At 73.1% G+C, this 26,658-nt stretch carries 22 protein-coding genes, 2 tRNA genes and 1 pseudogene; 22 read left to right on the forward strand and 3 right to left on the reverse strand.

Going from position 1 to position 26,658, the window contains the following annotated elements:
• The first annotated feature begins 51 nt into the window (after positions 1–51).
• The 5 genes from proB to ACFY15_RS21445 all read left to right on the forward strand — a co-directional run bounded on the left by proB (position 52) and on the right by ACFY15_RS21445 (position 5,135).
• Positions 52–1,179, forward strand: a complete 1,128-nt coding sequence (proB, locus tag ACFY15_RS21425) for a glutamate 5-kinase (protein WP_390689043.1) — start codon at positions 52–54, stop codon at positions 1,177–1,179.
• 81 nt (positions 1,180–1,260) lie between these two features.
• Positions 1,261–1,668, forward strand: a complete 408-nt coding sequence (locus ACFY15_RS21430) for a hypothetical protein (protein WP_390689163.1) — start codon at positions 1,261–1,263, stop codon at positions 1,666–1,668.
• Between the two features lie 250 nt (positions 1,669–1,918).
• On the forward strand, positions 1,919–3,202 hold the full coding sequence (locus tag ACFY15_RS21435; RefSeq protein WP_390825938.1) for a glutamate-5-semialdehyde dehydrogenase: 1,284 nt from the start codon (positions 1,919–1,921) through the stop codon (positions 3,200–3,202).
• A 77-nt stretch (positions 3,203–3,279) separates the two neighbouring features.
• Complete coding sequence (locus ACFY15_RS21440) at positions 3,280–3,813, forward strand: hypothetical protein (protein WP_390689045.1); 534 nt, start codon at positions 3,280–3,282, stop codon at positions 3,811–3,813.
• A gap of 68 nt (positions 3,814–3,881) precedes the next feature.
• Positions 3,882–5,135: a hypothetical protein gene (locus ACFY15_RS21445; RefSeq protein ID WP_390689046.1), complete on the forward strand. Its 1,254-nt coding sequence runs from the start codon at positions 3,882–3,884 to the stop codon at positions 5,133–5,135.
• Here the strand turns inward: ACFY15_RS21445 and ACFY15_RS21450 are convergent.
• Entirely contained in the window at positions 5,119–6,207 is a 1,089-nt protein-coding gene (locus ACFY15_RS21450) for a M48 family metallopeptidase (RefSeq protein WP_390689047.1), read from the reverse strand. The genes ACFY15_RS21445 and ACFY15_RS21450 overlap by 17 nt on opposite strands.
• 140 nt (positions 6,208–6,347) lie before the next feature.
• On the opposite strand from ACFY15_RS21450, the gene ACFY15_RS21455 reads away from it, so the two are divergent.
• The 14 genes and pseudogenes from ACFY15_RS21455 to ACFY15_RS21520 all read left to right on the forward strand — a co-directional run bounded on the left by ACFY15_RS21455 (position 6,348) and on the right by ACFY15_RS21520 (position 20,576).
• Positions 6,348–6,515, forward strand: coding sequence for a hypothetical protein (locus ACFY15_RS21455; RefSeq protein WP_366453043.1), 168 nt, complete (start codon positions 6,348–6,350; stop codon positions 6,513–6,515).
• Between the two features lie 59 nt (positions 6,516–6,574).
• Positions 6,575–7,192 (forward strand): nicotinate-nucleotide adenylyltransferase, encoded by a 618-nt coding sequence (gene nadD / locus ACFY15_RS21460; RefSeq protein WP_390689048.1) that lies wholly within the window; start codon positions 6,575–6,577, stop codon positions 7,190–7,192.
• Between the two features lie 26 nt (positions 7,193–7,218).
• Entirely contained in the window at positions 7,219–8,898 is a 1,680-nt protein-coding gene (locus tag ACFY15_RS21465; RefSeq protein ID WP_390825939.1) for an LCP family protein, read from the forward strand.
• 66 nt (positions 8,899–8,964) lie between these two features.
• Positions 8,965–9,411 (forward strand): ribosome silencing factor, encoded by a 447-nt coding sequence (gene rsfS, locus ACFY15_RS21470; RefSeq protein ID WP_042815634.1) that lies wholly within the window; start codon positions 8,965–8,967, stop codon positions 9,409–9,411.
• On the forward strand, positions 9,408–10,088 hold the full coding sequence (locus ACFY15_RS21475; protein WP_390689164.1) for a histidine phosphatase family protein: 681 nt from the start codon (positions 9,408–9,410) through the stop codon (positions 10,086–10,088). The genes rsfS and ACFY15_RS21475 overlap by 4 nt, the downstream gene beginning before the upstream one ends.
• A 113-nt stretch (positions 10,089–10,201) precedes the next feature.
• A tRNA-Ala gene (locus ACFY15_RS21480) sits at positions 10,202–10,274 on the forward strand.
• A gap of 143 nt (positions 10,275–10,417) precedes the next feature.
• The gene (locus tag ACFY15_RS21485; RefSeq protein ID WP_073915042.1) at positions 10,418–10,651 is read left to right on the forward strand and encodes a hypothetical protein; all 234 of its coding nucleotides are present in this window, start codon (positions 10,418–10,420) and stop codon (positions 10,649–10,651) included.
• Between the two features lie 147 nt (positions 10,652–10,798).
• Positions 10,799–10,871: transfer RNA gene (locus ACFY15_RS21490), tRNA-Ala, on the forward strand.
• 289 nt (positions 10,872–11,160) lie between these two features.
• A complete protein-coding gene (gene leuS / locus ACFY15_RS21495) occupies positions 11,161–14,031 on the forward strand; it encodes a leucine--tRNA ligase (protein ID WP_390689050.1) in 2,871 nt (956 codons plus the stop codon).
• A gap of 143 nt (positions 14,032–14,174) precedes the next feature.
• Positions 14,175–14,948: a hypothetical protein gene (locus ACFY15_RS21500; protein WP_390825940.1), complete on the forward strand. Its 774-nt coding sequence runs from the start codon at positions 14,175–14,177 to the stop codon at positions 14,946–14,948.
• A 124-nt stretch (positions 14,949–15,072) separates the two neighbouring features.
• Positions 15,073–15,918 carry a DegV family protein gene (locus ACFY15_RS21505; RefSeq protein ID WP_390825941.1) on the forward strand — a complete coding sequence of 282 codons (846 nt, stop codon included), beginning with the start codon at positions 15,073–15,075 and terminating at the stop codon, positions 15,916–15,918.
• A gap of 497 nt (positions 15,919–16,415) precedes the next feature.
• Entirely contained in the window at positions 16,416–17,057 is a 642-nt protein-coding gene (locus ACFY15_RS21510) for a helix-hairpin-helix domain-containing protein (protein WP_390825942.1), read from the forward strand.
• A 272-nt stretch (positions 17,058–17,329) separates the two neighbouring features.
• Positions 17,330–19,558: pseudogene (locus ACFY15_RS21515) on the forward strand (ComEC/Rec2 family competence protein); the annotation flags it as partial.
• Between the two features lie 136 nt (positions 19,559–19,694).
• A complete protein-coding gene (locus ACFY15_RS21520; RefSeq protein ID WP_390689054.1) occupies positions 19,695–20,576 on the forward strand; it encodes a YceI family protein in 882 nt (293 codons plus the stop codon).
• A gap of 17 nt (positions 20,577–20,593) precedes the next feature.
• Here the strand turns inward: ACFY15_RS21520 and ACFY15_RS21525 are convergent, their stop codons facing one another.
• Positions 20,594–20,836, reverse strand: a complete 243-nt coding sequence (locus tag ACFY15_RS21525; RefSeq protein ID WP_366453050.1) for a hypothetical protein — start codon at positions 20,834–20,836, stop codon at positions 20,594–20,596.
• 61 nt (positions 20,837–20,897) lie between these two features.
• On the opposite strand from ACFY15_RS21525, the gene holA reads away from it, so the two are divergent.
• The gene (gene holA, locus ACFY15_RS21530; protein WP_390825943.1) at positions 20,898–21,890 is read left to right on the forward strand and encodes a DNA polymerase III subunit delta; all 993 of its coding nucleotides are present in this window, start codon (positions 20,898–20,900) and stop codon (positions 21,888–21,890) included.
• A gap of 267 nt (positions 21,891–22,157) precedes the next feature.
• Here holA and rpsT read toward each other — a convergent pair whose 3' ends face one another.
• Entirely contained in the window at positions 22,158–22,418 is a 261-nt protein-coding gene (rpsT, locus tag ACFY15_RS21535) for a 30S ribosomal protein S20 (protein ID WP_030030523.1), read from the reverse strand.
• Positions 22,419–22,642: 224 nt separating this feature from the next.
• On the opposite strand from rpsT, the gene lepA reads away from it, so the two are divergent.
• On the forward strand, positions 22,643–24,508 hold the full coding sequence (gene lepA, locus ACFY15_RS21540) for a translation elongation factor 4 (RefSeq protein ID WP_366453052.1): 1,866 nt from the start codon (positions 22,643–22,645) through the stop codon (positions 24,506–24,508).
• A gap of 251 nt (positions 24,509–24,759) precedes the next feature.
• Complete coding sequence (locus ACFY15_RS21545; RefSeq protein ID WP_390825944.1) at positions 24,760–26,652, forward strand: AMP-dependent synthetase/ligase; 1,893 nt, start codon at positions 24,760–24,762, stop codon at positions 26,650–26,652.
• Positions 26,653–26,658: the final 6 nt, after the last annotated feature.

Raw genomic sequence — 26,658 nt, forward strand, 5'->3', positions numbered from 1 at the left:
GTAGATTGACCCGTTGGTTGGTCGGTTTCGTGCGTGTGCGAGGGGAAAGACGTGTCAGCGGCTAGGCAGGGTGTCGTGGACGCCCGCAGGATCGTGGTCAAGGTCGGCTCCTCCTCCCTCACCACCGCGGCGGGCGGGCTCGACGCCGACCGCGTGGACGCGCTGGTCGACGTGCTGGCCAAGGCCCGCAGCGGCGGCGAGAAGGAGATCGTCCTGGTCTCCTCGGGAGCCATCGCCGCCGGACTCTCCCCGCTCGGCCTGGCCCGCCGCCCCAAGGACCTGGCCCGCCAGCAGGCGGCCGCCAGCGTCGGACAGGGCCTGCTCGTCGCCCGCTACACCGCCTCCTTCGCCCGCTACGGCGTCCGCGTGGGCCAGGTGCTGCTCACCACCGACGACACCAGCCGGCGCGCGCACTACCGCAACGCGTTCAACACCCTGGACCAGCTCCTGGCCATGGGTGCCACGCCCGTCGTCAACGAGAACGACACCGTCGCCACCGACGAGATCCGCTTCGGCGACAACGACCGGCTGGCCGCCCTGGTGGCCCACCTGGTCCGCGCCGACCTCCTCGTCCTGCTCTCCGACGTCGACGGCCTCTACGACGGGGACCCCTCGCTGCCCGGCACCACCCGCATCGAGGAGGTGCGCGGGCCCGAGGACATCGCCCACGTCTCCATCGGCAGCGCCGGCAAGGCGGGCGTCGGCACCGGCGGCATGGTCACCAAGGTCGAGGCCGCCCGGATCGCGGCCGCGGCGGGCGTCCCCGTCGTCCTCACCTCCGCCAGCCGGGCGGCGGACGCCCTGGCCGGCCGCGAGACCGGCACCCTCTTCCACCCCACCGGCCGCCGCTCGGCCGACCGGCTCCTGTGGCTCCAGCACGCCTCGACCCCGCAGGGGCACCTCGTCCTGGACGACGGCGCCGTCCGCGCCGTCACCCAGCGCGGCAGCTCCCTGCTCCCCGCGGGGATCGCCGCCGTCGAGGGCGACTTCGTGGCCGGCGACCCCGTCGAGCTGCGCTCCGCCGAGGGGGTCGCGGTGGCCCGCGGCCTGGTCAACTTCGACGCCAAGGAACTCCCGCAGCTCCTCGGACGCTCCACCCGCGAGCTTGCGCGGGAGCTCGGACCCGCGTACGAGCGGGAGGTCGTGCACCGGGACGATCTGGTCCTGCTGCAGGGCTGAGGTTCGGGAAAACCACCGCGCGGCGGGCCGGGGACTGGTCAACTGTGAGGTGCGGACACGCGTAGCGCAGACAGGAGGCGGCTGGTGAGACGAGCGCTGACCAGCGTCGGTACCGGGGACGGCGCCGGCGGTGGGGAACCGGGCCCGGTGTCCCGCCTCTGGCACGTGACGCTGAGCGTCTCGGGCAAGCCGACGCCGCTGCCGGAGGTGCGGCGCGGGCTGGAGCAGCTCGCGCACGACCATCCCTTCCTGCTGACCAGCCGGTACGCCGACGACCACGCGGAGATCCGGTACTGGGAGGAGGCCCGAGACCTCCACGACGCGGCGGCAGTCGCCCTGCGGCTGTGGGGCGAGCACCGGTCGACGGCGCAGCTGCCGCCCTGGGAGATCGTCGGGCTGGAGGTCATCGACCGCACGACGTACCACCAACGCGTGGCGGAAGGCTACGGCCCACCCCCGGCCCATCCGGTGGGCGTGCACCCCTACTAGACGCGCCGGTGGCGGGGGCGCCGGCCCCGGCCGGGGCCGGCGGCCCGGTCCAGCCCCGCCGACGTCTGAGGCGTGGGGCCTGGGGGGAGCCCCAGGGTCTTTCAGCCGCGCCGGCGTCCGAGGCGGGAACGGTAAAAGGGCGGGGCGGGCAGACGGCTCCGCGCAGCGGCCACGGGTTCCGGCCACCGGGTCGTCTCGCGGGGTGGAACTCCCGTGAGGGCCCGGGGGCCCGGGGATTACCCTGGGCCGCATGACCTCGCTCGACGACGCCACCGCGACCTCCCCCGTCCTCGCCACCGCGGCAGCCGCCCGCACCGCCGCCGCGGCCATCGCCCCACTCCCGCGGTCCGCCAAGGACACGGCCCTCCTGGCCATCGCGGACGCGCTGACGGCCCGTACCGACGAGATCGTCGCGGCCAACGCCAGGGACATCGACAAGGCCCGCGCCGCCGGCACCAGCGAGACCGTCATCGACCGGCTCACCCTCACCCCGGAGCGGGTCGCCGCCATCGCCTCCGACGTGCGCGACGTCGCGGCCCTCCCCGACCCCGTCGGCGAGGTCGTCCGCGGCTCCACCCTCCCCAACGGCATCGACCTGCGCCAGATCCGCGTCCCCCTCGGCGTCGTCGGCATCATCTACGAGGCCCGCCCCAACGTCACCGTCGACGCCGCCGCGCTCTGCCTGAAGTCCGGCAACGCCGTTCTGCTGCGCGGCAGTTCCTCCGCCTACGCCTCCAACACCGCCCTTGTGGGCATCCTGCGCGACGCCATCGAGAGCGCCGGCCTGCCCGCCGACGCGATCCAGCTCGTCCCCGGCGAGTCCCGCGACTCCGTCCGTGAGCTGATGCGCGCCCGCGGCCTCGTCGACGTGCTCATCCCGCGCGGCGGCGCCTCCCTCATCAAGACGGTCGTCGAGGAGTCCACCGTCCCGGTCATCGAGACCGGTACCGGCAACTGCCACGTCTACGTCGACGCGCAGGCCGACCTCGACATGGCCGTGGACATCCTCGTCAACTCCAAGGCGCAGCGTCCCTCCGTCTGCAACGCCGCCGAGACCCTCCTCGTCCACCGCGGCATTGCCGAGGCCTTCCTGCCCCGCGCCCTCGACGCCCTCGCCGACGCCGGCGTGACCGTCCACGGCGACGAGCGGGTGCTGGCCGCCGCCGAGGGCGGCAAGGTCACCGCCCTGCCCGCCACCGACGAGGACTGGGCCGCCGAGTACCTGTCGTACGACATCGCCGCCGCCGTCGTGGACTCCCTCGACGACGCCGTCGCCCACATCCGCCGCTGGACCTCCGGCCACACCGAGGCGATCGTCACCACCTCGCAGGCCGCCGCGCGCCGCTTCACCCAGCTGGTCGACTCGACCACCGTCGCCGTGAACGCCTCGACCCGGTTCACCGACGGTGGCCAGTTCGGATTCGGCGCCGAGATCGGCATCTCCACCCAGAAGCTGCACGCCCGCGGCCCGATGGGCCTGCCCGAGCTCACCTCCACCAAGTACATCGTCACCGGCGACGGTCACATCCGGTAACCGGGCCCTCGACCCGGTGTGGCCGGATTCGGGCTTTCACCCTGCCCAAAGCCGCCCCCCAGGTCTACGCTGTTCCCGTGCCGGACGACGTGGGGGGCAAGCCGTTCCCGGACGACGGGGAGCCCGACGACGACCGCGGAGGCGCGGATCAGGACTTCGCCTCCGTGGTGTTCGACGAGGACTTCGTCCGGAACGCCGAGATCCATGAACCGAGCGCGGCCGAACGCCAGCGCGCCGCCGACCGGGCCCGCGCCGAGGCCGAGGCCGCCCGCGTCGCCGGAGGCTGGGCGGGCGAGGACGACCACGGCCACCCGGACGCTTACGCCCTGGACGACCCCGCCTGGGAGGGCGGCCACTACGGCTACCCCGAGGGCCCGTACGGGGCCTACGGCGGCAGTCTGCGGCCCTACCGCGGCCGGGCCGGCTGGCTGAGGCCGGTCGCCTGGGTGCTCGCCGTCGTCATGGGGCTCGGCATGGTCGCGCTGGCCTTCAGCGCCGTCTACCGCAGCGCCGCGGGCGAAGCGGACCCCGCACCCGCCCCCGCCAGTACCCCGCTCGGGGAAGTCGCCGGCGTCGGCGCGTTTACGTACCCCGTCGGCCGCCAACCCTGAAGATACGACCCCGCTCGCCCGTTCCGGAGCCGGGGGCTTCTCTGGAGCGGGGACAGCGGGGAGAAGCGATGGCCGTACCAGGAGATCCGCCCAACGGCACCCCCGAGGGAATCGGCGGGGGTGACGACGAGCTGCGCCCGGAGGAGTACCGGTCGGTGGTGTTCGACGAGGACTTCGTCCGTGCCGCCCGGCTCCAGGAGTTCTCCGCCCAGGAACGCATGGGCGAGCACGCCCGGGCCGTCCGCAGCCGCTCCATCTGGTCGGGCGGCTCCCCGGGCCGCGGCACCGGCACCCCGGGCCGGGGGGCCCGCCAGGGCATGCTGCTCGTCCTGCTCATCGCCACGGCCTTCGCGGTCGCCGTCTACCTGGGCCTGCGCAACCCCTACGTGCCCCCGGCCGGCGGCGAGGCCGAGCCGCTCGGCAGCACCGTCGTGCCCCTGACGCCGTCCTCCGCCGTACCCGGCGGGAAGCCGGCCGACCTCTACGCCCGGAGCCCCGCGGCCGACTACCGGACCGGGGCGGCCGGGATCACCCTGCCGGCCGTACGGCGCACCCAGCACTTCACCGAGAGCCAGGTCCTCGCCGCGCTGTCCATCGCCAAGGACTACCTCGTGCAGTCCTCCCTGGACCCCGACGTGCTCTCCGGCACCGCCACCCGGCCCGTCCGGGTGCTCCTGGACCCCGGCCAGCTGGCCCAGTTCGACGAGAGCATGACCACGCCCTCGGGGGACGGCCGGCACGCCGCCACGGGCTGGCTGGTCCGCTTCGACCCGCAGACCGCCGCCCTGGCCGACTCCCGCGTCCGGGTCAGCGGGACCCTCGCCTTCGAGGAGATCGGCCCGGAGGCGCTGGTGGTCACCACCGACCACACCTTCGTGTACGCCGTACGGAGCGCGTCCGGGCCGCCCAGCGGGCCCGACGGCGCCTCGCTCTTCACCGTCCGGCGCGAGCTGAGGCTGCGCTTCGACCACGACGACCTCACCGCCCGGCGGGCGGAGGTGGCCTCCTCCTACGCGATGGCCGGGCCCCAGGACTGCGCCGCCGACCCGGCCGGAGGCTTCCGCCCGCTGCTGGCCGGAGCCGGTCCCACCACGGTGGGCCCGCCCGTGAGCGACCCGTACGCCAGCGGCCACCCCCGGCGCACGGCCGGGCTGTGCGGGATCATGGACCCGGCGGCGGCCACGACGGCCCAGCCCCCGTCCGTGCAGCCGCCGTCCGCCCGGCTCCCGCAGTCCGCGGAGCCCGCCCGGCCGGACGGCGGACCGGCGCCCGCGGCCGGGTCCCAGGCGTCGCCTCCGGCCTCCGTCAGCCCGGTCCGGTAGCGCCCTTGTCCCCGCCGCCCGCCGGGGCGGAGGGGTCGCCGCCGGACCCGGACCCGCCGGTGAACCGGTCGCGCAGCCTCCCGCCCAGGTCGCCCGCACCGCCCGCTATGTCGCCGACCAGCTTCATCAGCGGATCCCGGCTCGCGCGCACCGAGTCCGCGTAGTGCGAGGCGGACTCACGGAAGGAGTCGGTCACCGAGGTGTCCTTGTCCTCGTCCCGCTTCGGGTAGTGCCCGTCCATGATCCGCTGGAAGTCCCGGCTCAGCGACCACTTGCGCAGCTCGGCCGCGCGCACCGCGGTCAGGGGGTGCGTGCGCGGCAGCACGTTGAGGATCTTCAGGACCGAGTCGCGCAGGTCGCCGCTCGACTCGTACTCCTCGGCCTGGGCCAGGAAGGCGTCGACGTTCATCTCGTGCAGGTTGCCGCCGCCCGCGATCTTCATCAGCCCCCGCATCGAGGCGTTCACGTCCTGGCCCGCCAGCAGCCCGGCCCGGTCCGCCGACAGCTCCGACTTGCGGAACCACTCCCGCAGCGCGGTGACGATCGCCGAGATCGCCATGTTGCCCAGCGGGATCCACGACACCTTCAGCGCCAGACTCGTCAGGAACAGCAGCACCGTGCGGTACACGGCGTGGCCCGACAGCGCGTGGCCCACCTCGTGGCCCACGGCCGCCCGCATCTCCTCCTCGTCGAGCAGCTCCACCAGCCCGGTGGTCACCACGATGATCGGCTCGTCCAGCCCGATGCACATGGCGTTCGGCCGCGGGTCCTGCTGCACGTACATCTGGGGGACCTTCTCCAGGTCCAGGATGAAGCAGGCGTCGCGCAGCATCCCGTACAGATGCGGGAACTGGGTCTCGCCCACGCGCACCGAGTCCGACAGGAACAGCAGCCGCAGGCTCCGCTCCGGGAGCAGCCCGCTGAGGGCCTTGAAGACCGTGTCGAAGCCGCTCAGCTTCCGCAGGGCGACCAGCGCCGAGCGGTCCGCAGGGTGTTCGTAGGCCCGGGAGGAGATCCCCGGGAACCTCCTGCGGTCGCGGGCCGGTGTCTTCTCGAGTCCGGTGTCCGTCATGGCGCCTCCCCCTGGATCGGCCTGTGCTGCACTGCGTCCATCCTCTCCAACGCCTGAGTCGGCGTGAGCGTGCCCCGGGGCCCCGCATACGATGTGAGGGAAGTCTCCGCCCGCTCCCCGACCCGATAGGTACCTGCCTGATGAGCCTCTCCACCACCGCCCACAACCTCGTCGTCCTCGCTTCGGAGGGCGCCGAGCAGCACGGCGGCAACCACGAGAGCCTGAGCCCCTACCTGACCGGTGGCGGCGCGCTCTTCATCCTGCTGCTGATGCTCTGGGTGACCACGCGTCTGAACCGCGACCGCTGAACCACTCGTTCGGACCGGGCCTCCGCGCACGTGCCACCGGGCCAGTAGGCTCTGCGCTCATGGGAGAGCAGGAAATGCCTACGGGCCCGGTCAAGCGCCGGCTCGGCGTGATGGGCGGGACGTTCGACCCGATCCACCACGGACACCTGGTGGCCGCCAGCGAGGTGGCCGCCCTTTTCCACCTCGACGAGGTGGTGTTCGTCCCCACGGGCGAACCGTGGCAGAAGTCCCAGCGGGCCGTTTCGCCCGCCGAGGACCGCTACCTGATGACCGTCATCGCGACGGCCTCGAACCCGCAGTTCTCGGTGAGCCGCATCGACATCGACCGCGGCGGACCGACATACACGATCGACACCCTGCGGGACCTGAGCGCCCTCAACCAGGACGCCGACCTCTTCTTCATCACCGGCGCCGACGCCCTCGCGCAGATCCTGACCTGGCGCAACGCCGACGAGCTCTTCTCCCTCGCCCACTTCATCGGCGTGACCCGGCCCGGCCACGTCCTGACCGACGACGGCCTGCCCGAGGGCGGCGTCTCGCTCGTCGAGGTGCCCGCCCTCGCGATCTCCTCCACGGACTGCCGCGCCCGCGTCGCCGAGGGCGATCCCGTCTGGTACCTGGTCCCGGACGGCGTGGTCCGCTACATCGACAAGCGTGAGCTGTACCGGGGAGCCTGAGCTTCCGGAACAACGAGAGGCCCGCGGTGAACGACCCACAGGATCCGTACGACCCGTACGCCGCCCAGCAGCAGCTCATCGGCTACGACCCGTACGGCCGGCCGCTGTACGGCCAGGTGCCCGCGCAGCAGCCCCTCCAGCCCGCCCCGCCGCCGTACGAACAGCGGTACGAGCCCCCGTACGGGCCGTCGTACGCACAGGAATCCCACGCACAGCAGTACGACTACGGACAACAGTCTCACGGGTACGCCCAGGCCCCTTCCCGCGGGTACGACGCCCAGCAGCCGCAGCAGTGGATCCCGCAGCAGGCCGCCGCCCCGGAGGCCCCCGCCCCGCCGGCCGCCCCCTCCCCGGCCCCCGTCCCCGAGCCGCGCCGCGCGGACCAGGCGGACCCGGCCGGTGCGGCTCCCGCCGGCGCGGACCCGGCCCCGGGCGGCCCGGCCGCCGGCTACCGCACCGAACAGTTCGCCTTCCTCGACCAGCAGGACGAGGACTCCGAGGACGTCATCGACTGGCTCGCCTTCACCGAGAGCCGCACCGAGCGCCGCGAGGAGGCCCGCCGCCGCGGCCGCAACCGGGTCGTCGCGCTGGGCGTCGTCCTGGCCCTCCTCCTCGTCGGCGGCCTCGGCTGGCTCTGGTACTCGGGCGCGCTGCCTTTCCTCGACGGACCCGGACAGAAGAAGGGCCCCGCAGCTGCCGCGGCCGCCCAGAAGCGGGACATGATCGTCGTCCACCTGCGCAACACCAGGCGGGGCGGCAGTTCCACCGCCCTCCTCGTGGACAACGTCACCACCCGGCAGGGCGCCACCGTCCTGCTGCCCAACGCCCTCGCCGTCACCAAGGAGGACGGCACGGCCACCACCCTCGGCAAGTCCGTCGAGGGCGGCAGCATCGGCACCCGCGAAGCCCTCGACACCGCCCTCGGGACCCGGATCGGCGGCACCTGGCGCCTGGACACCCCCTTCCTGGAGCGGCTCGTCGAGCTGGTCGGCGGCATCGAGGTCGACACCGACACCGCCGTCCCCGCCGACGACCAGGCCAAGACCCCGGCGGTCGGGCAGGGTCCCAGGCAGAGCCTGACCGGCGCCATGGCCGTCGCCTACGCCACCTACCGGGCGCAGGGCGAGCCGGAGGCCAGGCAGCTGGAGCGCACCGGCCGGGTCCTGTACGCCGTCCTGCGCAAGATCCCCTCCGACCCGAAGGCGGCCGCCACGACCGTCGAGAGCATGGGCCAGATCCTGGACCCGGGCCTGGACGCGCAGAACCTCGGCGGCCTCCTGTCGCGGATCGGCGAGCACGCCAAGGTGGCCGCCTACCGCACCGAGACGCTCTCCGTGAAGCCCGACGGCGGCCTCACCGACGACGCCTCCAAGAAGGTGGTCAAGGACCTCCTCGGCGGCACCGTCACGGCGGCCCAGCCCGGCGCGGCCCCGCGCGTGGGCCTCAAGGACGCCACCGGGGACGAGAAGGCGCAGCTCGCGGCGAAGGCGGCCCTGCTCAACGGCGGCTACTCCTTCGTGGACGGCGGCAAGGCCGACCGGGCCGCCGCGACCACGCAGGTCACCTACCAGGACGAGGGCCAGCGGGGCCGGGCGGTCGAGGTCGCCAAGACGCTGGGGCTGCCGGAGACGGTCGTGAAGAAGGCCGAGAGCGTGGTGAACGCGGACGTCGTGGTGACCCTGGGCAAGGACTACAAGCCGTCCTGACCCGGCGGTGCCGGCAGTACATGAGACCCTTGTAGGGATCTGCCCGCCAACCCGAAAGCATGGCCAGTGACCGCCACGGACCGCTCCATCGAGCTCATCACCGCCGCCGCCCAGGCCGCGGCCGACCGGCTCGCGCACGACATCATCGCGTACGACGTCAGCGACGTGCTGTCGATCACCGACGCCTTCCTGCTCGCCTCCGCGCCCAACGACCGCCAGGTCAAGTCGATCGTGGACGAGATCGAGGAGCGGCTCCTCAAGGAGCTCGGCGCCAAGCCGGTGCGCCGCGAGGGCGACCGCGACGCCCGCTGGATCCTGCTCGACTACGTCGACATCGTGGTCCACGTCCAGCACAGCGAGGAGCGCGTCTTCTACGCGCTGGAGCGCCTGTGGAAGGACTGCCCCGAGATCGAGCTGCCCGAGGACGCCAAGCTCACCATCGGCAAGGCCGAGGAGCACGCCAAGCTGCGCGAGGCGCAGGGCGACGACGACCTGGACGGTGATCTGTTCTGAGCGCGGCCACCAGCACGGGAGGGCACGCCGGCGGCTCCGCCCGCACCGGCAGGAAGATCGTCCTCTGGCGGCATGGCCAGACCTCCTGGAACCTGGACCGCCGCTTCCAGGGCTCCACGGACATCGAGCTGACCGAGACGGGGCTGGCGCAGGCGCGCCGCGCCGCCCGGCTGCTCGCCTCGCTGAAGCCGGACGCCATCGTGGCCTCCGACCTGAGGCGCGCCGCGGCCACCGCCGCCGAGCTGGCCGCCGTGACGCGCCTGCCCGTGGCGCACACCGAGGCGCTGCGCGAGACCTACGCCGGTGAGTGGCAGGGCCTGACGCACGAGGAGATCGTCGAGAAGTACGGCGAGCAGTACGCGGCGTGGAAGCGCGGCGAACCGGTCCGCCGCGGCGGGGGCGAACTGGAGACCGAGGTCGCCGACCGGGCCGCCCCCGTGGTGCTGAGCCATGCCGACCGGCTGCCCGACGGCGGCACGCTCGTCGTCGTCAGCCACGGCGGCACCATCCGCACGACCATCGGCCGCCTGCTGCGGCTGGAGGCGCGCGACTGGGAGAGCCTGGGCGGGCTCTCCAACTGCTGCTGGTCCGTCCTCGGCGAGGGCGCGCGAGGCTGGCGGCTGCTCGAACACAACGCGGGCACCCTGCCGGAACCGGTGCTCGGCGACGACGACTGAGCCCCTCCGCGGGGCCGCTCCGCCCCGGATTTCACTTTCCGGCTGGTCACAGGCTAGAGTTCTTCTTGTTCGCAGCGAAGAACACCGGAAACGGGGGGAACGCCGCGGAGAGCGGGGCTATAGCTCAGTTGGTAGAGCGCCTGCATGGCATGCAGGAGGTCAGGAGTTCAATTCTCCTTAGCTCCACAATCAGGATCCCGTCCCCAACAGGGGGCGGGATCCTTGCGTTTGTTCCCTCTGCGCTTGCTGCCCCCGCCGGGACCGGCGTGGCAGAATCGGACGGCCGGAGGGGGACACGACGGTCCGACGCGGGAGGGAGTCGCTGACGGATGGGTGCACACCGGCGGCGGTGCGACTGGTGCAACAACGGCACGCCGATCGTTCGTGACATGGAGCCGGTCAACTCCGACTACCAGTACTGGTGCGAGGAATGCGCGCGGGCGCTGATCATAAAAGGCGACCCCATCGAGACGTACCGGGAGCTGGAGGGCGAGCCGATCTACGGACGGCTCCTCGATGAGCACTGCACGCTCAAGCGCTTCTACCAGTTCGCCCGGGCTTGACGGGGGTCAATGAGGGATGAATCGGACATAACGGGGCCCCGGGAAACCGATTTTTGGTCTGGGGCCAGGACCGTGTAATGTTCTCGATGTCGCCAGGGGGAACCGGCAAGGGAAACCGAGAAGGGGCCCGGCGGCAGAGAGAAACAAGGGGCTATAGCTCAGTTGGTAGAGCGCCTGCATGGCATGCAGGAGGTCAGGAGTTCAATTCTCCTTAGCTCCACAGTGTGGAAGAGGGTCACCCGGTTCGGGTGGCCCTCTTCGCGTCGTGGCCCCTTTCCGTTCGCGGGGCCGTCCGCACCGTGTTCGCTGCGCGGAACGATCGAGCGGCCGTCGGGGCCCCTGCGGTACCCTGACGCCATGCGTGCCGTACGCCTTCTGCTTACCGAGCCGCGCTGAGCAGCACCGACCCCGAGAAGGTCGGCATCGGCGCGGCGTCCCCTCCTGTGCGAGGGGTTTTTTCGTTTGGGCAGGCAGAGACGGCAGAGACGATCGATGGAGCTTCAGGAATCATGAGCGAGACGAACACCCCGGCCCCCGAGGCGGCCGAGGGGCACCGTTACACGGCTGCCATGGCCGCCGACATCGAGGCACGCTGGCAGGACGTATGGGACGCGGAGGGCACCTACGAGGCACCCAACCCCAGCGGTGACCTGGCCGGCGACCCGGCGGTGGTCGCCCGGCCCAAGAAGTTCATCATGGACATGTTCCCGTACCCCTCCGGTGCGGGCCTGCACGTCGGCCACCCGCTCGGGTACATCGCCACCGACGTCTTCGCCCGCCACCAGCGCATGTCCGGCCACAACGTCCTGCACACCCTGGGCTTCGACGCCTTCGGCCTGCCGGCCGAGCAGTACGCCGTGCAGACCGGCACGCACCCGCGCGTGTCGACCGAGGCGAACATCGAGAACATGAAGGCCCAGCTGCGCCGCCTGGGCCTGGGCCACGACAAGCGCCGCTCGTTCGCGACGATCGACCCCGAGTACTACAAGTGGACCCAGTGGATCTTCCTGCAGATCTACAACTCCTACTACGACGCGGACGCGAACAAGGCCCGGCCGATCGCCGAGCTGGTCGCCGCCTTCGAGAACGGCTCCCGTGAGGTCCCCGGCGGCCGTGCCTGGGCCGAGCTGACCGCCGCCGAGCGCGCCGACGTCCTGAACGGTTACCGCCTCGCCTACTCCTCGGACGCGCCCGTCAACTGGTGCCCCGGGCTGGGCACCGTGCTGGCCAACGAGGAGGTCACCGCCGACGGCCGCTCCGAGCGCGGCAACTTCCCGGTCTTCAAGTCCCGCCTGAGCCAGTGGAACATGCGCATCACCGCGTACGCCGACCGGCTGCTGGACGACCTGGACGCGCTGGACTGGCCCGAGGCCATCAAGCTGCAGCAGCGCAACTGGATCGGCCGCAGCGAGGGCGCGCGCGTCGACTTCGCCCTGGGCGACCAGGCCATCACCGTCTTCACCACCCGCCCGGACACCCTCTTCGGCGCCACCTACATGGTGCTGGCGCCCGAGCACCCGCTGGTCGAGGAGTTCGTCCCGGCCGCATGGCCCGAGGGCACCCACGGCGCGTGGACCGGCGGGCACGCCACCCCGGCCGAGGCCGTCGCCGCGTACCGCAAGCAGGCCGCCTCCAAGTCGGACGTCGAGCGGCAGGCCGACGCCAAGGAGAAGACCGGCGTCTTCACCGGCGCGTACGCCGTCAACCCGGTCAGCGGCGAGAACGTGCCCGTCTTCATCGCCGACTACGTGCTGATGGGCTACGGAACCGGCGCGATCATGGCCGTCCCGGCACACGACGCCCGCGACTTCGAGTTCGCCCGCGCCTTCGAGCTGCCGATGCGCTGCGTGGTCGAGCCCACGGACGGCCGGGGCACCGACCCGGCCGAGTGGGAGGACGCCTTCGGCTCCTACGACGCGAAGCTGGTCAACTCGGCCGGCGAGGGCATCTCCCTGGACGGCCTGGGCGTGGTCGAGGCCAAGGCCGCCATCACCGAATGGCTGTCCGAGCGGGGCCTCGGCGAGGGCACCGTCAACTTCCGCCTGCGCGACTGGCTTTTCAGCCGCCAGCGCTACTGGGGCGAGCCCTTCCCGATCGTCTACGACGAGGACGGCGTCGCCCACTCGCTGCCCGAGTCGATGCTGCCGCTGGAGCTGCCGGAGGTCGAGGACTACTCGCCGCGCACCTTCGAGCCCGACGACGCGGAATCCCAGCCGGAGACCCCGCTGTCGCGCAAGGCCGACTGGGTCAACGTCGAGCTGGACCTGGGCGACGGCCGCGGCGTGCGGTCGTACCGCCGCGAGACCAACACCATGCCGAACTGGGCCGGCTCCTGCTGGTACGAGCTGCGCTACCTGGACCCGAACAACGCGGACGCGCTGGTCGACCCGGAGATCGAGCAGTACTGGATGGGGCCGCGCGAGAGCGCCCCGCACGGCGGCGTCGACCTGTACGTCGGCGGCGCCGAGCACGCGGTGCTGCACCTGCTGTACGCGCGCTTCTGGTCCAAGGTCCTGTTCGACCTGGGCCACGTCTCCTCGGTCGAGCCGTTCCACAAGCTGTTCAACCAGGGCATGATCCAGGCCTACGTCTACCGCGACGAGCGCGGCTTCCCGGTCACGGCCACCGAGGTCGAGGAGCGCGACGGCGCGTTCTTCTTCCAGGGCGAGCCGGTCAGGCGCGAGCTGGGCAAGATGGGCAAGTCCCTGAAGAACGCCGTCACCCCGGACGAGATCTGCGAGGAGTACGGGGCGGACACGCTGCGCCTGTACGAGATGGCGATGGGCCCCCTGGACGTCTCGCGTCCCTGGGACACCCGCGCCGTGGTCGGCCAGTACCGGCTGCTCCAGCGTCTGTGGCGCAACGTGGTGGACGAGGAGACGGGCGCGGTGACGGTCGTCGACGCCGAGCCCGCCGAGGAGACGCTGCGCGCTCTGCACAAGGCCATCGACGGGGCCGGCTCGGACATGGCGGGCCTGCGGTTCAACACCGCGATCGCCAAGATCACCGAGCTGAACAACACGCTGACCAAGGCCGGCCGCCCGCTGGAGCGGTCCGTGGCCGAGCGGCTGGTGCTGCTGATCGCCCCGCTGGCCCCGCACATCGCCGAGGAGCTGTGGCACCGCCTGGGCCACACCGACTCGGTGGTCCACCAGGACTTCCCGGTGGCGGACCCGGCGTACGTCGTGGACGAGACGGTCACCTGCGTCGTCCAGGTCAAGGGCAAGGTCAAGGCCCGCCTGGAGGTGCCGCCGGCCATCTCGGAGGCCGACCTGGAGCAGCTGGCGGTCACCGACGCGGCCGTCGTGGCCGCGCTGGGCGGCGCCGGGATCCGCAAGGTGATCGTCCGCGCCCCGAAGCTGGTGAACATCGTCATCTGAGCACCGGCCGCTCCGGGGGCCGGCTGAGCGCCGGCCTCTCGGGGTGATCCCGTACGGGCAGGTTGGGGGTTGGAACAGGACCCCCGACCTGCCCGTGGCGTTTACGGTGGAGGTGACGGGAAAAGGCCGGGGAAGGGAACCTCATGGAGGTAGGCGCGTTGGTCATCATCTTTGCCCTGGTGGTGCTGTTCGCCTTCCTGGGGCTGGGCGCCTGGGCCACGGTCAAGGCGGTCGGCGCCGCGAAGCGCGGCGTGGACCGGACGATCACGCAGGCCCGCCGGACGGTCGAGGACACCACCCTCAAGGCCAGGAGCCTCGGCCAGGTCGGGGTCACGGCCGGGCTGGCCCAGCTGCGGCTGGACCTGAGGGCCTCGATGCGGGCCACGCAGGCGGCCCTCTACCAGGGCGTCCAGGCGGACGGCTCGCTGAAGGAGTCGATCGCCCTCTTCGAGCGGCTGAGCCGGCACGGACACGAGCTGGACGACGAGCTCAAGCGGCTGGAGCAGGAGCCGGACCGCAAGCGGATCGCGCAGCGGCTGCCCGAGCTGCGGGAGCGCACCGCCAAGATCACCGAGTCCGCCGACTCGCTGCGGTGGGCGGCGCGCGACCGGGCCCGCCAGTTCGCCGACGAGGACCTGGCCACGCTGTCGGCGCAGATCGAGGTGGAGTCGAGCGCGCTGCGCGACTGGTCCCGGGAGTCGGTCGACGACCTGGCCGCCGCCGCGGCGGCGTGGGACGCCGACCAGGGCCAGGGCCAGGGTCTGCGGTCGGCTGCCGGTGGTGCCGGTGGTGGTGCGGCCGGCGCGTCGGCGCAGGGGCGGGCCCCGGGGCAGCAGCATCGGCCCGCGCTGGACGCCTCCACGCCTGCGGTGGGCCACCCCTGGCAGAAGACCCCCAGGCCGGAGGCCACTTCCTGAGCGGAGCTCCCGGGGCGGGGCGGGGCCGGGACCGGGGAGGCCGGACCGGGTGATCCCGAGAGGCGGGGGTGACGGATGGGGCCCGGGCTGCCGGATCACGTCCTCGGGCGGTAACCTCCGGCTCATGTCCCGCCATGTCGCGATCGTCACCGATTCCACGGCCTATCTGCCTCCTCCGGCGATGGCGCGGCACGGGATCACCGCCGTCCCCCTGACCGTCGTCCTGGGGGACGAGGCCCTCGAGGAGGGCACCGAGATCTCGGCCCGCAGCCTGGCCGCGGCCCTGCAGAAGCGCCGCCCGGTCACCACCTCCCGCCCGGGCCCCGAGCAGTTCGTACGGGCCTACCGGGCGGCGGCGGACGCCGGGGCGACCGGCATCGTGAGCCTGCACCTGTCCGCCGAGTTCTCCGGCACCTACGACGCCGCGGTGGTCGCGGCGAAGACCGCCCCGGTCCCGGTCCGGGTCGTGGATACCGGCATGGTCGCGATGGCCCTCGGCTTCTGCGCCCTCGCCGCCGCCGAGACGGCCGGGGCGGGCGGCTCCGTCGACGAGGCCGTGGCCGCCGCCGAGAAGCGGGCCGCGGAGATGTCGGCGTACTTCTACGTGGACAGCCTCGACTACCTCCGGCGCGGCGGCCGGATCGGGGCGGCGCAGGCCCTCCTCGGGTCGGCGCTCGCGGTCAAGCCGCTGCTCACGCTGGACGGCGGGCGGATCGAGATGCTGGAGAAGGTCCGGACGGCCTCCCGGGCCATCGCGCGGCTGGAGGAGCTCGCCGTCGAGCGTGCCGGGACGCGCAGCGTCGACGTGGCCGTTCACCACCTGGCGGCCCCGGAACGCGCCGAGAAGCTCGCGGAGCGGCTGCGGGAGCGGATTCCCGGGCTGGTCGAGCTGCACGTGAGCGAGGTCGGCGCGGTGATCGGCGCACACACCGGGCCGGGGCTGCTGGCGGCCGTCGTCTCGCCGCGCTGACGCCTTCGCCGGCGGGTTTCCTCGTTCGCGGGCGGTTTCCCTCGCCATGACGGTCACCGGAACGAGTGGCGGGGTTGTCCACAACGGGGTGGTTGTGCACCGGAATCGAGGGGTCCGAGCGGGGTGCCGGGGACCGGCCCTAGCGTCGGGGCATGACTCTTCGAACGCGTGCTCAGCGCCCCTCGGGACGCTCCGGATCCCACGAACGCCGGTGGCCGCCCGCCGCTCCGCACGAGCGGCGCGGTGCCCGGTCCCGGTCCCGGCCCCGACCCGACCCCGCCGCCGTGCGGCGCAGGGCGGAGGTGCTGCTGGCGGGGGCTTCTCCGCCGCCGGGGCCGGTTCCGGCGGCGGTTCCGGAGCGGGCGCGGTCCGAGCCTCCCGTGCCTTCGCCCACGGCTGTGCCCGTTGCGGAGCGGGGGGCCGGCGCGGGGCCGGCCGGTGCCCTGCCCGGGGCTTCGCCACCGGAGCCCGGGCCCGGGGCGGGGAGGTGGCCGGCGGTGGGGGAGCGGCTGCCGGTGTGGGTGCAGGCCCGGTGCGGGGTGGAGCCCCGGGCGGTGGCCGCCGTGGGCGTGGTGCTGACCGTGGCGGTGGGGTTCGCCGTCCAGCAGTACGCGGCGGCCCGGCCGCAGCCGGTGACGGCGCCCGCGGTGCTCGCCCCGGCGCCGCCCGCGACCCCGCCGCCGGTGCCGGGAGCGGGGTCCGGCGGCCCCGGCGGCCGCATCGTGGTGGACGTCGGGGGCAAGGTCCGCGATCCCGGTGTGCGGCGGCTGCCCGCCGGCTCGCGGGTGGAGGACGCCCTGGCCGCGGCCGGGGGAGTGCGGCCGGGGGCGGACACCACCGGGCTCAACCGGGCCCGGCTCCTGGTGGACGGTGAACAGGTGCTGGTGGGCGTCACCGCACAGCCTGCGCCGCCCGGCGGCGCGGGGTCCGGCGGCGGACCGGGCCCCGGCCCGCTGAGTCTCGGCAGCGCGACCGTCGAGCAGCTGGACGGGCTGCCGGGGGTCGGCCCCGTACTGGCCCGGCACATCGTGGAGTTCCGCTCCGCCAGGGGCGGGTTCCGGGCCGTGGAGGACCTCCGGCAGGTCGACGGCATCGGCGAGCGCAGGTTCGCCGAGCTGCGGAAGCTGGTGCGGCTGTGAGGGCGCCCGGGGCGCCGGGTGCCGGTCCGGGACGGGGCGGTCGCGTGGGCGCCGGGTCGGAAGGGGCGGCGGAGCCCGGAGGGGCCCGGGCAGTGGGCCGCGGCGGCCCGGAGCCGGGCGGGCCGGAAGGGGCCGGGAGCGAGCGGGGCGTTCCGGTGGACCTGCGGCTCGTGGGGCCCGCCGTGGCCGCGTGGGCGGCGGCCGGTCTGGGGCTCGTGATTCCGGGGCGGTGGTGCGCCGTGGGGGCCGGGGCCGCGGTGGTCGCGGCGGGGATGCTGCTGGTGGCGGGGTGTCGCGGGTCGCGTCCGGTGTGGCAGGTCGGTACGGCCGCGGCCGCCGCCCTGCTGTGTGCGGCCGCCGGGGCCGGGGTGGCCGGACTGGAGCGGGCCGAGGCGCGGGCGGGGCCCGTGGCCCGGCTGGCCGGAGAGCGCGCTACGGTGCGCGCCGAGCTCACCGTGGGTTCCGATCCCCGGGCCGCCCGGAGCGGGAGCGGGCCGCCCGTGGTGGTGCTGGACGCGGTGGTGACCGGGGTGACCGGTCCGGACGGCGCCTCCACCCGGGTGCGGACGCCGGTACGCGTGCTGGCCGGGCATCCGGCGTGGGCCCGGCTCCAGCCCTCGACCCGGGTCGAGGTGGCGGCCCGGCTGGCCCCGGCACGGGACGGCGAGCGGGCCATGGCGCTGCTCCGGCCCGCCGGGGACGTCCCGCCCCGGGTGAGGGGCGGCCCGGACCCCGCGCAGCGGATCGCCGGGACGCTCCGGGCCGGGCTGCGCAAGGCCTCCGAGGGACTCCCCGGGGACGCCGGTGCCCTGCTGCCGGCGCTGGTGGTGGGGGACACCTCCAGGGTTCCGCCCGACCTGCACGACGCCTTCGAGGCCACGGACCTGCTGCACCTGCTGGCCGTTTCCGGCTCCAACCTGACCGTGGTGCTGTACCTGCTCATCGGGCCGCCGGGACGGGCGCGGTATGCGGAGCGGAGCGGGCTGGCACCCCGGTTGGGGCTGTCGCTGCGGTTCACCGCCGTGTGCGGGGCGGTCCTGACGCTGGGGTTCGTCGTGGTGTGCCGGCCCGACCCGAGCGTGCTGCGGGCGGCGGCCTGCGGAGGTGTGACCCTGCTGGCCCTGGCCACGGGGCGGCGCAGGCCGCTGCTCCCGGCGCTGGCCGCGGCGGTGCTGCTGCTCGTGCTGTACGACCCCTGGCTGGCCCGCGCGTACGGGTTCCTCCTCTCGGTGCTGGCCACCGGGGCGCTGCTCACCCTCGGGCCGCGCTGGGCGGCGGGGCTGCGGGGGCGGGGGGTGCCCCCGCGGCTCGCCGAGGCCCTGGCGGCCGCCGCCGCGGCGCAGGCCGTGTGCGCCCCCGTGGTGGTCGTGCTGTCGGCCCGGGTGAGCCTGGTCGCCGTGCCCTGCAACCTCCTGGCGGAGCTGGCCGCCGGGCCGGCCACGGTGCTCGGCTTCGCCACGCTCGCCGCGGCCCCGCTGAGCATGCCCGTCGCGGAGCTGCTCGCCCGGTGCGCGGGGGTGCCGGCCGGGTGGATCGCAGCCGTCGCGCGGGCCGGGGCGCGGCTTCCCGGGGCGGAGCTGCCGTGGCCGGGCGGGCCGGGAGGGGGTGCGCTGCTGGCGGCGGTCACGGGCGCCCTCGTGTGGCTGGGAGTCCGGTTCGGGCGGGGGCGCGCGGTCCGTGCTGCCGTGGTGGTGGTGCTGCTCGTCGCGGTGGTGCGGCCGCCGCAGCTGACCCGTGTGCTCACCGGCTGGCCGCCGCCGGACTGGAGCTACGTCCAGTGCGCGGTGGGCCAGGGAGACGCCTCCGTGCTCGCCGCCGGGCCGGAGGAGGCCGTCGTGGTGGACGCCGGGCCCGAGCCGGGGCCGGTGGACGCCTGCCTGCGCGCCCTCGGTGTGAAACGCGTCCCGTTGCTGCTGCTGACGCACTTTCACGCCGACCACGTGGGCGGACTGTCCGGGGTGTTGCGGGGCCGATCGGTGGGTGTGATCCAGACCACCGCGTTCGCGGATCCGCCCGCCCAGGCGGCCCTGGTGCGGCGGGCGGCGGCGAGGGCGGGGGTGCCCGTGATCCCGGCCGTGGCGGGGGAGCGGCGAAGGGCGGGAAGGCTGGAGTGGCAGGTGTTGTGGCCGTCGGCGTCCGCGCCGCCGCCGCAGGGGCCCAACGACGCCAGTGTGGCCCTGCTGGCGCGCACCGCGGGGCTGACGTTCCTGTTGCTGGGGGACCTGGAGCCGCCTGCCCAGCAGGCCCTGCTGAGGGAGCATCCGGGACTGGGTCCGGTGGACGTGCTCAAGGTCGCCCACCACGGTTCGGCGCACCAGGACCCCGGCCTCACCGATCGGATCCGGCCACGGCTGGCCCTGGTCCCGGTCGGCGCCGGCAACCGTTACGGGCATCCGGCGCGGGGCACCCTCGCACGGCTCAAAGCCCTTGGGGCGGCGGTGTTGCGCACCGACGAGGACGGTTCCGTGGCCGTCTGCGGAGGCGGTGCGGGGATGCGCGCCTTCCCTGCTGGACGGCGTCCGAAAAGGCGCGGTCATACCGGGCGCGACCGCTCTGTTTGCCCACAACCCGACAGCATGATCGAATGCCTCTTCGCCAGAACCGACCAAGTACACACAGCACGGGGGTGCATCAGCCATGTTCGGTCGCCGACGGGGGACGGATTCGGCCGGGAGCGGCAGTTCGCAGACGTCCGCCACACTGACACTGCCGCCCACGGCCCGCCTGTTGAGCTGCCGGGTCCTCGACACGGTCCACCAGCCCATCCGGCAGGCGAAGTTCGAGGTGACCGATCCGATCGGCCGACGGGTCGTCAGCGGGGAGACGGACCCGTACGGGGGGTTCACCGCGGCCATGCCGGAGGGGGAGTACCGGCTGTCGGTCAGTGCCGAGGGCTACGCCCCGTTCCACGGCGCGACCCTCGTGGGGGACCCGGCGCAGCCCGGCACCGCGGAGATCATCCTGGACTCGGTGGAGCCGCCGGTGCTCCCGCAGCCCGGCCACTGGGAGCTGGACCCGAGCCACTCCTCGATCGGGTTCACGGCGAAGCACATCGGCTTCGCCCGGATCCACGGCCGGTTCACCACCTTCGCCGGCGCGGTGCGGATCGCGGAGCGCATGGAGGACTCCTCCATGCACGTCATCATCGACGCGGCGAGCATCGACACCGGGTTGCGCATGCGCGACGACCACCTGCGCTCGGCGGACTTCCTGGACGCGGCCCGCCATCCGACGGTGGAGTTCTACAGCGAGCGGTTCATCCACCGCGGCGGCAGCCGCTGGGCGGTCGCGGGCGCCCTGACCCTCCACGGAGTGAGCCGCTCCGTCACCCTCGACACCCAGTACCTGGGCGTCGGCACGGGCCTGGAGGGCGAGCCGCGCGCCGCCTGCCGGGCCACGGCCGAGCTGCACCGCGAGGACTTCAGCCTGAACTGGCAGTCGGTGCTGGCGCAGGGGATCGCGGCGATCGGCTCGAACGTGGAAGTGGCGCTGGACGTCCAGATCGTCCACAAGGCCTGAGGGCGGCGCCGTCCGGCTCAGGGGGCCTCCAGCCAGCCCTCGTACGCAGCGGCGAGCTCGTCCAGTACGGCGGTGTCGAGGCGCTCCTGCGGGTCCTCGACGACCACCAGCCACTGGGCGTCCTCGGCGTCGTCCTCGCCGGCCAGGGCGTCGCGCACCAGCTGGGGCTCCTCGGGGAGTCCGAAGCGGTCGACGGCCTCCTGGGCCACCTCCTCGGCGGCGTCGCGGTCGGGCAGGACCAGTACATGTCGCAGGTTCACCGGACCATTCTCGGGCACCGGGGGCCGGGCGCTGTCAGTGCGGCGTGGGATGCTGGAGCCGATGGCCACCAGGAAGAACCCCACCGACGATCCTCTCGCCCCGATCACCCTCGCGGTGGGGCAGGAGGACCTGCTGCTCGACCGCGTCGTCCGGGACGTGGTGAAGGCCGCCCGCGCGGCCGACGCCGACACGGACGTGCGGGACCTCACCTCCGACCAGCTCCAGCCGGGCACCCTGGCGGAGCTGACGAGCCCGTCGCTCTTCTCCGAGCGCAAGGTCCTGATCGTGCGCAACGCGCAGGACCTGGGCGCGGACACGGTGAAGGAGGTCAAGGCCTACCTCGCCGCCCCGTACGAGGAGATCGCGCTCGTCCTCCTCCACGCGGGCGGGGTGAAGGGCAAGGCCGTGGTCGACGCCGCCCGTAAGGCGGGGGCCCGGGAGATCGCCTGCCCGAAGATGACGAAGGCCGCGGACCGGCTCTCCTTCGTCCGGGGGGAGTTCCGGGCGCTGGGGCGTTCGGCCACCCCCGAGGCCTGCCAGAACCTGGTCGACGCGATCGGCGGTGACCTGCGGGAGCTGGCGAGCGCGGCGGCGCAGCTGTGCGCGGACGTCGAGGGCACCATCGACGAGGCCGTGGTGGGCCGCTACTACACCGGCCGGGCCGAGGCCTCCAGCTTCACCGTGGCCGACCGGGCGGTGGAGGGGCGGGCGGCGGAGGCCCTGGAGGCCCTGCGCTGGTCCCTGGCCACCGGGGTGGCGCCGGTGCTGATCACCAGCGCGCTGGCGCAGGCCGTCCGGGCGATCGGCAAGCTGGCCTCCGCCCCGCGCGGAGCGCGTCCCGGAGACCTCGCCCGGGACCTCGGGATGCCCCCGTGGAAGATCGACCGGGTCCGGCAGCAGATGCGCGGCTGGTCGGCGGACGGGGTCTCGGAGGCGCTGCGCGCCGTCGCCCTGGCCGACGCGGGCGTCAAGGGCGGCGGGGACGACCCCGGGTACGCGCTGGAGAAGGCCGTCGTGGCGGTGGCCCGGGCCGCCAGGCCGCAGCGCCGCTGAGGCGCTCGGGGCTCGGGGAGAGAGGGCTCGGGGAGTGCCGCAGGGGCCTCGCCGAGGTCCTGCCGGCCCCTCCCGGGCGGGCGGACGGCAGACACGCGAAGGCCCCGGCTGCCGCCCTGGGGAAGGGCGGAGGCCGGGGCCTTCGGTCACTGCTGTGTGCGCCGCACCCGCGTGGCGAACGCAGGCCGCGTGCGGCGCGGGGTGCCGGTCAGGAGCGGATGAGAGGGCCCGCTGGGTCCGTCCCGGCGTTCACATCGAGTGCGGAACTCAGATGGCGGCAACCTTGGAGGCCAGCGCCGACTTCTTGTTGGCGGCGGCGTTCTTGTGGATGACACCCTTCGAGACGGCCTTGTCCAGCTTCTTGGAAGCCAGGCGGGCCGCAGCGGTGGCCTTCTCAGCGTCGCCGGCGAGGATGGCCTCGTTGGCCTTGCGGATGAAGGTGCGCAGCTCGGACTTGACCGACTTGTTGCGAAGGCGGGCCTTCTCGTTGGTCTTGTTCCGCTTGATCTGGGACTTGATGTTCGCCACGAAAGAGCCTTTTCAGGTTCAGAGTATTTTTCCGGATGTGTCTCTCCCCCAGCTACCGCTGGGAGGTACCCCCAACCGAGAGGGCATGCGAGACACAGCCACCCAGGCTACCAGGCGCGCTCCGACCGGCCCAAACCGAGCGCATCGCCCGGTCCATGGGACCATGGGACCCTGCGTACCGTTCGACAGCAGATCCGACAGCGACCCGAGAATCAGGACACTGCGTGCCCGCCATCCCCAGCCACGTGCCCGAGCCGAGCCGTACCGACCCGGCGCTGATCCGCAATTTCTGCATCATCGCGCACATCGACCACGGCAAGTCGACCCTCGCCGACCGGATGCTCCAGCTCACCGGTGTCGTCGACCAGCGGCAGATGCGCGCCCAGTACCTCGACCGCATGGACATCGAGCGTGAGCGCGGCATCACGATCAAGTCCCAGGCGGTCCGTCTGCCGTGGGCCCCCACCGAGGGCGAGGGCCAGGGGACCACGCACATCCTGAACATGATCGACACCCCCGGGCACGTCGACTTCACCTACGAGGTCTCGCGCTCCCTCGCGGCGTGCGAGGGCACGATCCTCCTGGTGGACGCCGCCCAGGGCATCGAGGCCCAGACCCTCGCCAACCTGTACCTGGCGATGGAGAACGACCTCGCGATCGTCCCGGTCCTGAACAAGATCGACCTGCCGGCCGCCCAGCCGGAGAAGTTCGCCGAGGAGCTCGCGAACCTGGTCGGCTGCGACCCCGACGACGTCCTGCGCGTCTCGGCGAAGACCGGCCTCGGCGTCGACGCCCTGCTCAACCGCGTCGTCGACACCGTCCCGGCCCCGGTCGGTGTCAAGGACGCCCCCGCCCGCGCGATGATCTTCGACTCGGTCTACGACTCGTACCGGGGCGTCGTCACCTACGTGCGTGTCGTCGACGGCACGCTCAACAAGCGCGAGCGCATCCGGATGATGTCCACCGGCGCCACGCACGAGCTGCTGGAGATCGGCACCAACTCGCCCGAGATGCTGCCGGCCGACGGCCTGTCCGTCGGCGAGGTGGGCTACCTGATCACCGGCGTGAAGGACGTCCGCCAGTCCAAGGTCGGCGACACCATCACCCAGCAGGTCGGCGGCGCCACCGAGTCCCTCGGCGGCTACAAGGACCCGAAGCCGATGGTCTTCTCGGGCCTGTACCCGCTCGACGGCTCGGACTACCCGGAGCTGCGCGAGGCTCTGGACAAGCTCCAGCTCAACGACGCCGCGCTCGTCTACGAGCCGGAGACCTCGGCGGCACTCGGCTTCGGCTTCCGCGTGGGCTTCCTCGGCCTGCTCCACCTGGACGTGGTCCGCGAGCGCCTGGAGCGCGAGTTCGGCCTCGACCTGATCGCCACCGCGCCCAACGTGGTCTACCGGGTGGTGCTGGAGGACGGCAAGGAAGTCACCGTCACCAACCCGAGCGAGTTCCCCGAAGGCAAGATCAAGGACGTCTTCGAGCCGGTCGTCCGGGCCACGGTCCTCGCGCCCACCGAGTTCATCGGCGCGATCATGGAGCTCTGCCAGACCCGCCGCGGCACCCTGCTCGGCATGGACTACCTCTCCGAGGACCGCGTCGAGATCCGCTACACGCTCCCGCTCGCGGAGATCGTCTTCGACTTCTTCGACCAGCTGAAGTCCAAGACGCGCGGCTACGCCTCCCTGGACTACGAGCCCACCGGCGAGCAGGCCTCCAGCCTGGTCAAGGTGGACATCCTGCTGCACGGCGACAAGGTCGACGCCTTCTCCGCCGTCTGCCACAAGGACGCCGCCTACGCCTACGGCGTGCGCCTGGTCGCCAAGCTGCGCGAGCTCATCCCGCGGCAGGCCTTCGAGGTGCCGATCCAGGCGGCCGTCGGCTCCCGCGTCATCGCCCGCGAGACCATCCGCGCGATCCGCAAGGACGTCCTCGCCAAGTGCTACGGCGGTGACATCTCCCGTAAGCGGAAGCTGCTGGAGAAGCAGAAGGAGGGCAAGAAGCGCATGAAGATGGTCGGCTCCGTGGAGGTGCCGCAGGAGGCCTTCATCGCCGTCCTCTCCAGCGACGAGTCCAGCGGCAAGAAGAAGTAGCCGCGCCGTCCCATGTCGCGCGAAGGGGCCCACATGCACACGCATGGGGGCCCTTTTCGTTATGAAGCGGCCGCTCGGGGGCCCTTACGCACCGGCCGGGCGACCTCTACCCTGATCAAAGCCCGACGGTTACCGGCCAGTTAACCGGCCGGTAACGAAGCACTGCGGTCGCGTACCCGGCGGCTGCACCCGCCAGCCCCAAGCGCCCCACGCCCACGCCCTGTCCGCGTGGACCCGGTCCGGAGGATGTCGTGAGCGACACACAGACCTTGATCGAGAACCGCCCGCCCACCGTGGCGGCCCTCTTCCTTGACCGCGTCGCCGCCACGCCGAACGGGGAGGCCTACCGCTACCCCGTGCCCTCGGCCCGCCCCGAGGGCGGCCCCGACGACTGGAAGTCGCTCAGCTGGGGTCAGGCCGCCGACCGGGTCTTCGCCATCGCGGCCGGCCTGATCGCCCTCGGCCTGCACCCCGAGGAGCGCGTCGCCCTCGCCTCCAACACCCGCGTCGAGTGGATCCTCGCCGACCTGGGCGTGATGTGCGCCGGCGGCGCCGTCACCACCATCTACCCCAGCACCAACGCGGAGGAGTCCGCGTTCATCCTCTCGGACTCCGAGAGCCGGGTGCTGATCGCCGAGGACGCCGCCCAGCTGGCCAAGGCCCGCGAGTGCCGCGCCGACCTCCCCGACCTCGCCCACGTGGTCGTCGTCGAGGCCGCCGACGCCGTCGCCGCCGAGGGCGACCCGGAGGGCTGGGTGCTCTCCCTCGCCGACCTGGAGGCACGCGGCAAGGAGTACCTGGAGCAGCACCCGGCGGCCGTCAAGGACCGGATCGCGGCCATCACCGCCGACCAGCTCGCCACGCTCATCTACACCTCGGGCACCACCGGCCGCCCCAAGGGCGTCCGCCTCCCGCACGACAACTGGTCGTACATGGCCAAGGCCACCGTCGCCACCGGGATGATCCACAGCGATGACGTGCAGTACCTGTGGCTGCCGCTCGCGCACGTCTTCGGCAAGGTCCTCACCTCGGGCCAGATCGAGGTCGGGCACGTCACCGCCGTCGACGGCCGCATCGACAAGATCATCGAGAACCTGCCGGTCGTCCAGCCGACCTACATGGCGGCCGTCCCCCGCATCTTCGAGAAGGTCTACAACGGCGTGGCCGCCAAGGCCCGGGCCGGCGGCGGCGCCAAGTACAAGATCTTCCAGTGGGCGGCCGGCGTCGCCCGCGAGTACGCCAAGGTCACCCAGGACAACTACCGCCGCACCGGCCGGGCCACCGCCCCCTTCGGCCTCTCCACCCGGCACAAGGTCGCCGACGCGCTCGTCTACTCCAAGCTCCGCGAGGCCTTCGGCGGCAAACTGCGCGCCGCCGTCTCCGGCGCCTCCGCGCTGGCCCCCGAGATCGGCTACTTCTTCTCCGGCGCCGGCATCCACATCCTGGAGGGCTACGGCCTGACGGAGTCCAGCGCCGCCTCCTTCGTCAACCCGGGCGAGGCCTACCGCACCGGCACCGTCGGCAAGCCCCTGCCCGGCACCGAGGTCCGCATCGCCGACGACGGCGAGGTCCTGCTGCGCGGCCCCGGCATCATGCAGGGCTACCACTGCCAGCCCGACAAGACCGACGAGGTCCTGGAGAGCGACGGCTGGCTGCACACCGGCGACATCGGCGAGCTCTCCCCGGACGGCTACCTGCGCATCACCGACCGCAAGAAGGACCTGATCAAGACCTCGGGCGGCAAGTACGTCGCCCCGGCCGAGATCGAGGGCCAGTTCAAGGCGATCTGCCCGTACGTCTCCACCATCGTCGTCCACGGCGCCGACCGGAACTTCTGCTCCGCCCTGGTCGCCCTCGACGAGCCCGCCATCCTCGGCTGGGCCGCCGAGAACGGCCTGGAGGGCAGGACGTACGCAGAGGTCCTGGCCGCCCCCGAGACCGACCGCCTGGTCGAGACCTACGTCCAGACCCTCAACGAGAACCTCCAGCGCTGGCAGACGATCAAGAAGTTCCGGATCCTCCCGCGCGACCTCGACGTCGAGCACGGCGACCTCACGCCCAGCCTCAAGCTGAAGCGCCCGGTCGTCGAGCGCGAGTTCAAGCACCTCATCGACGAGATGTACGCCGGGTCCCGCGAGGCGTAGACGAGG

It is taken from the genome of Streptomyces sp. NPDC001373 (assembly GCF_042895815.1).
In the GTDB taxonomy this organism is placed as follows: Bacteria; Actinomycetota; Actinomycetes; order Streptomycetales; family Streptomycetaceae; genus Streptomyces.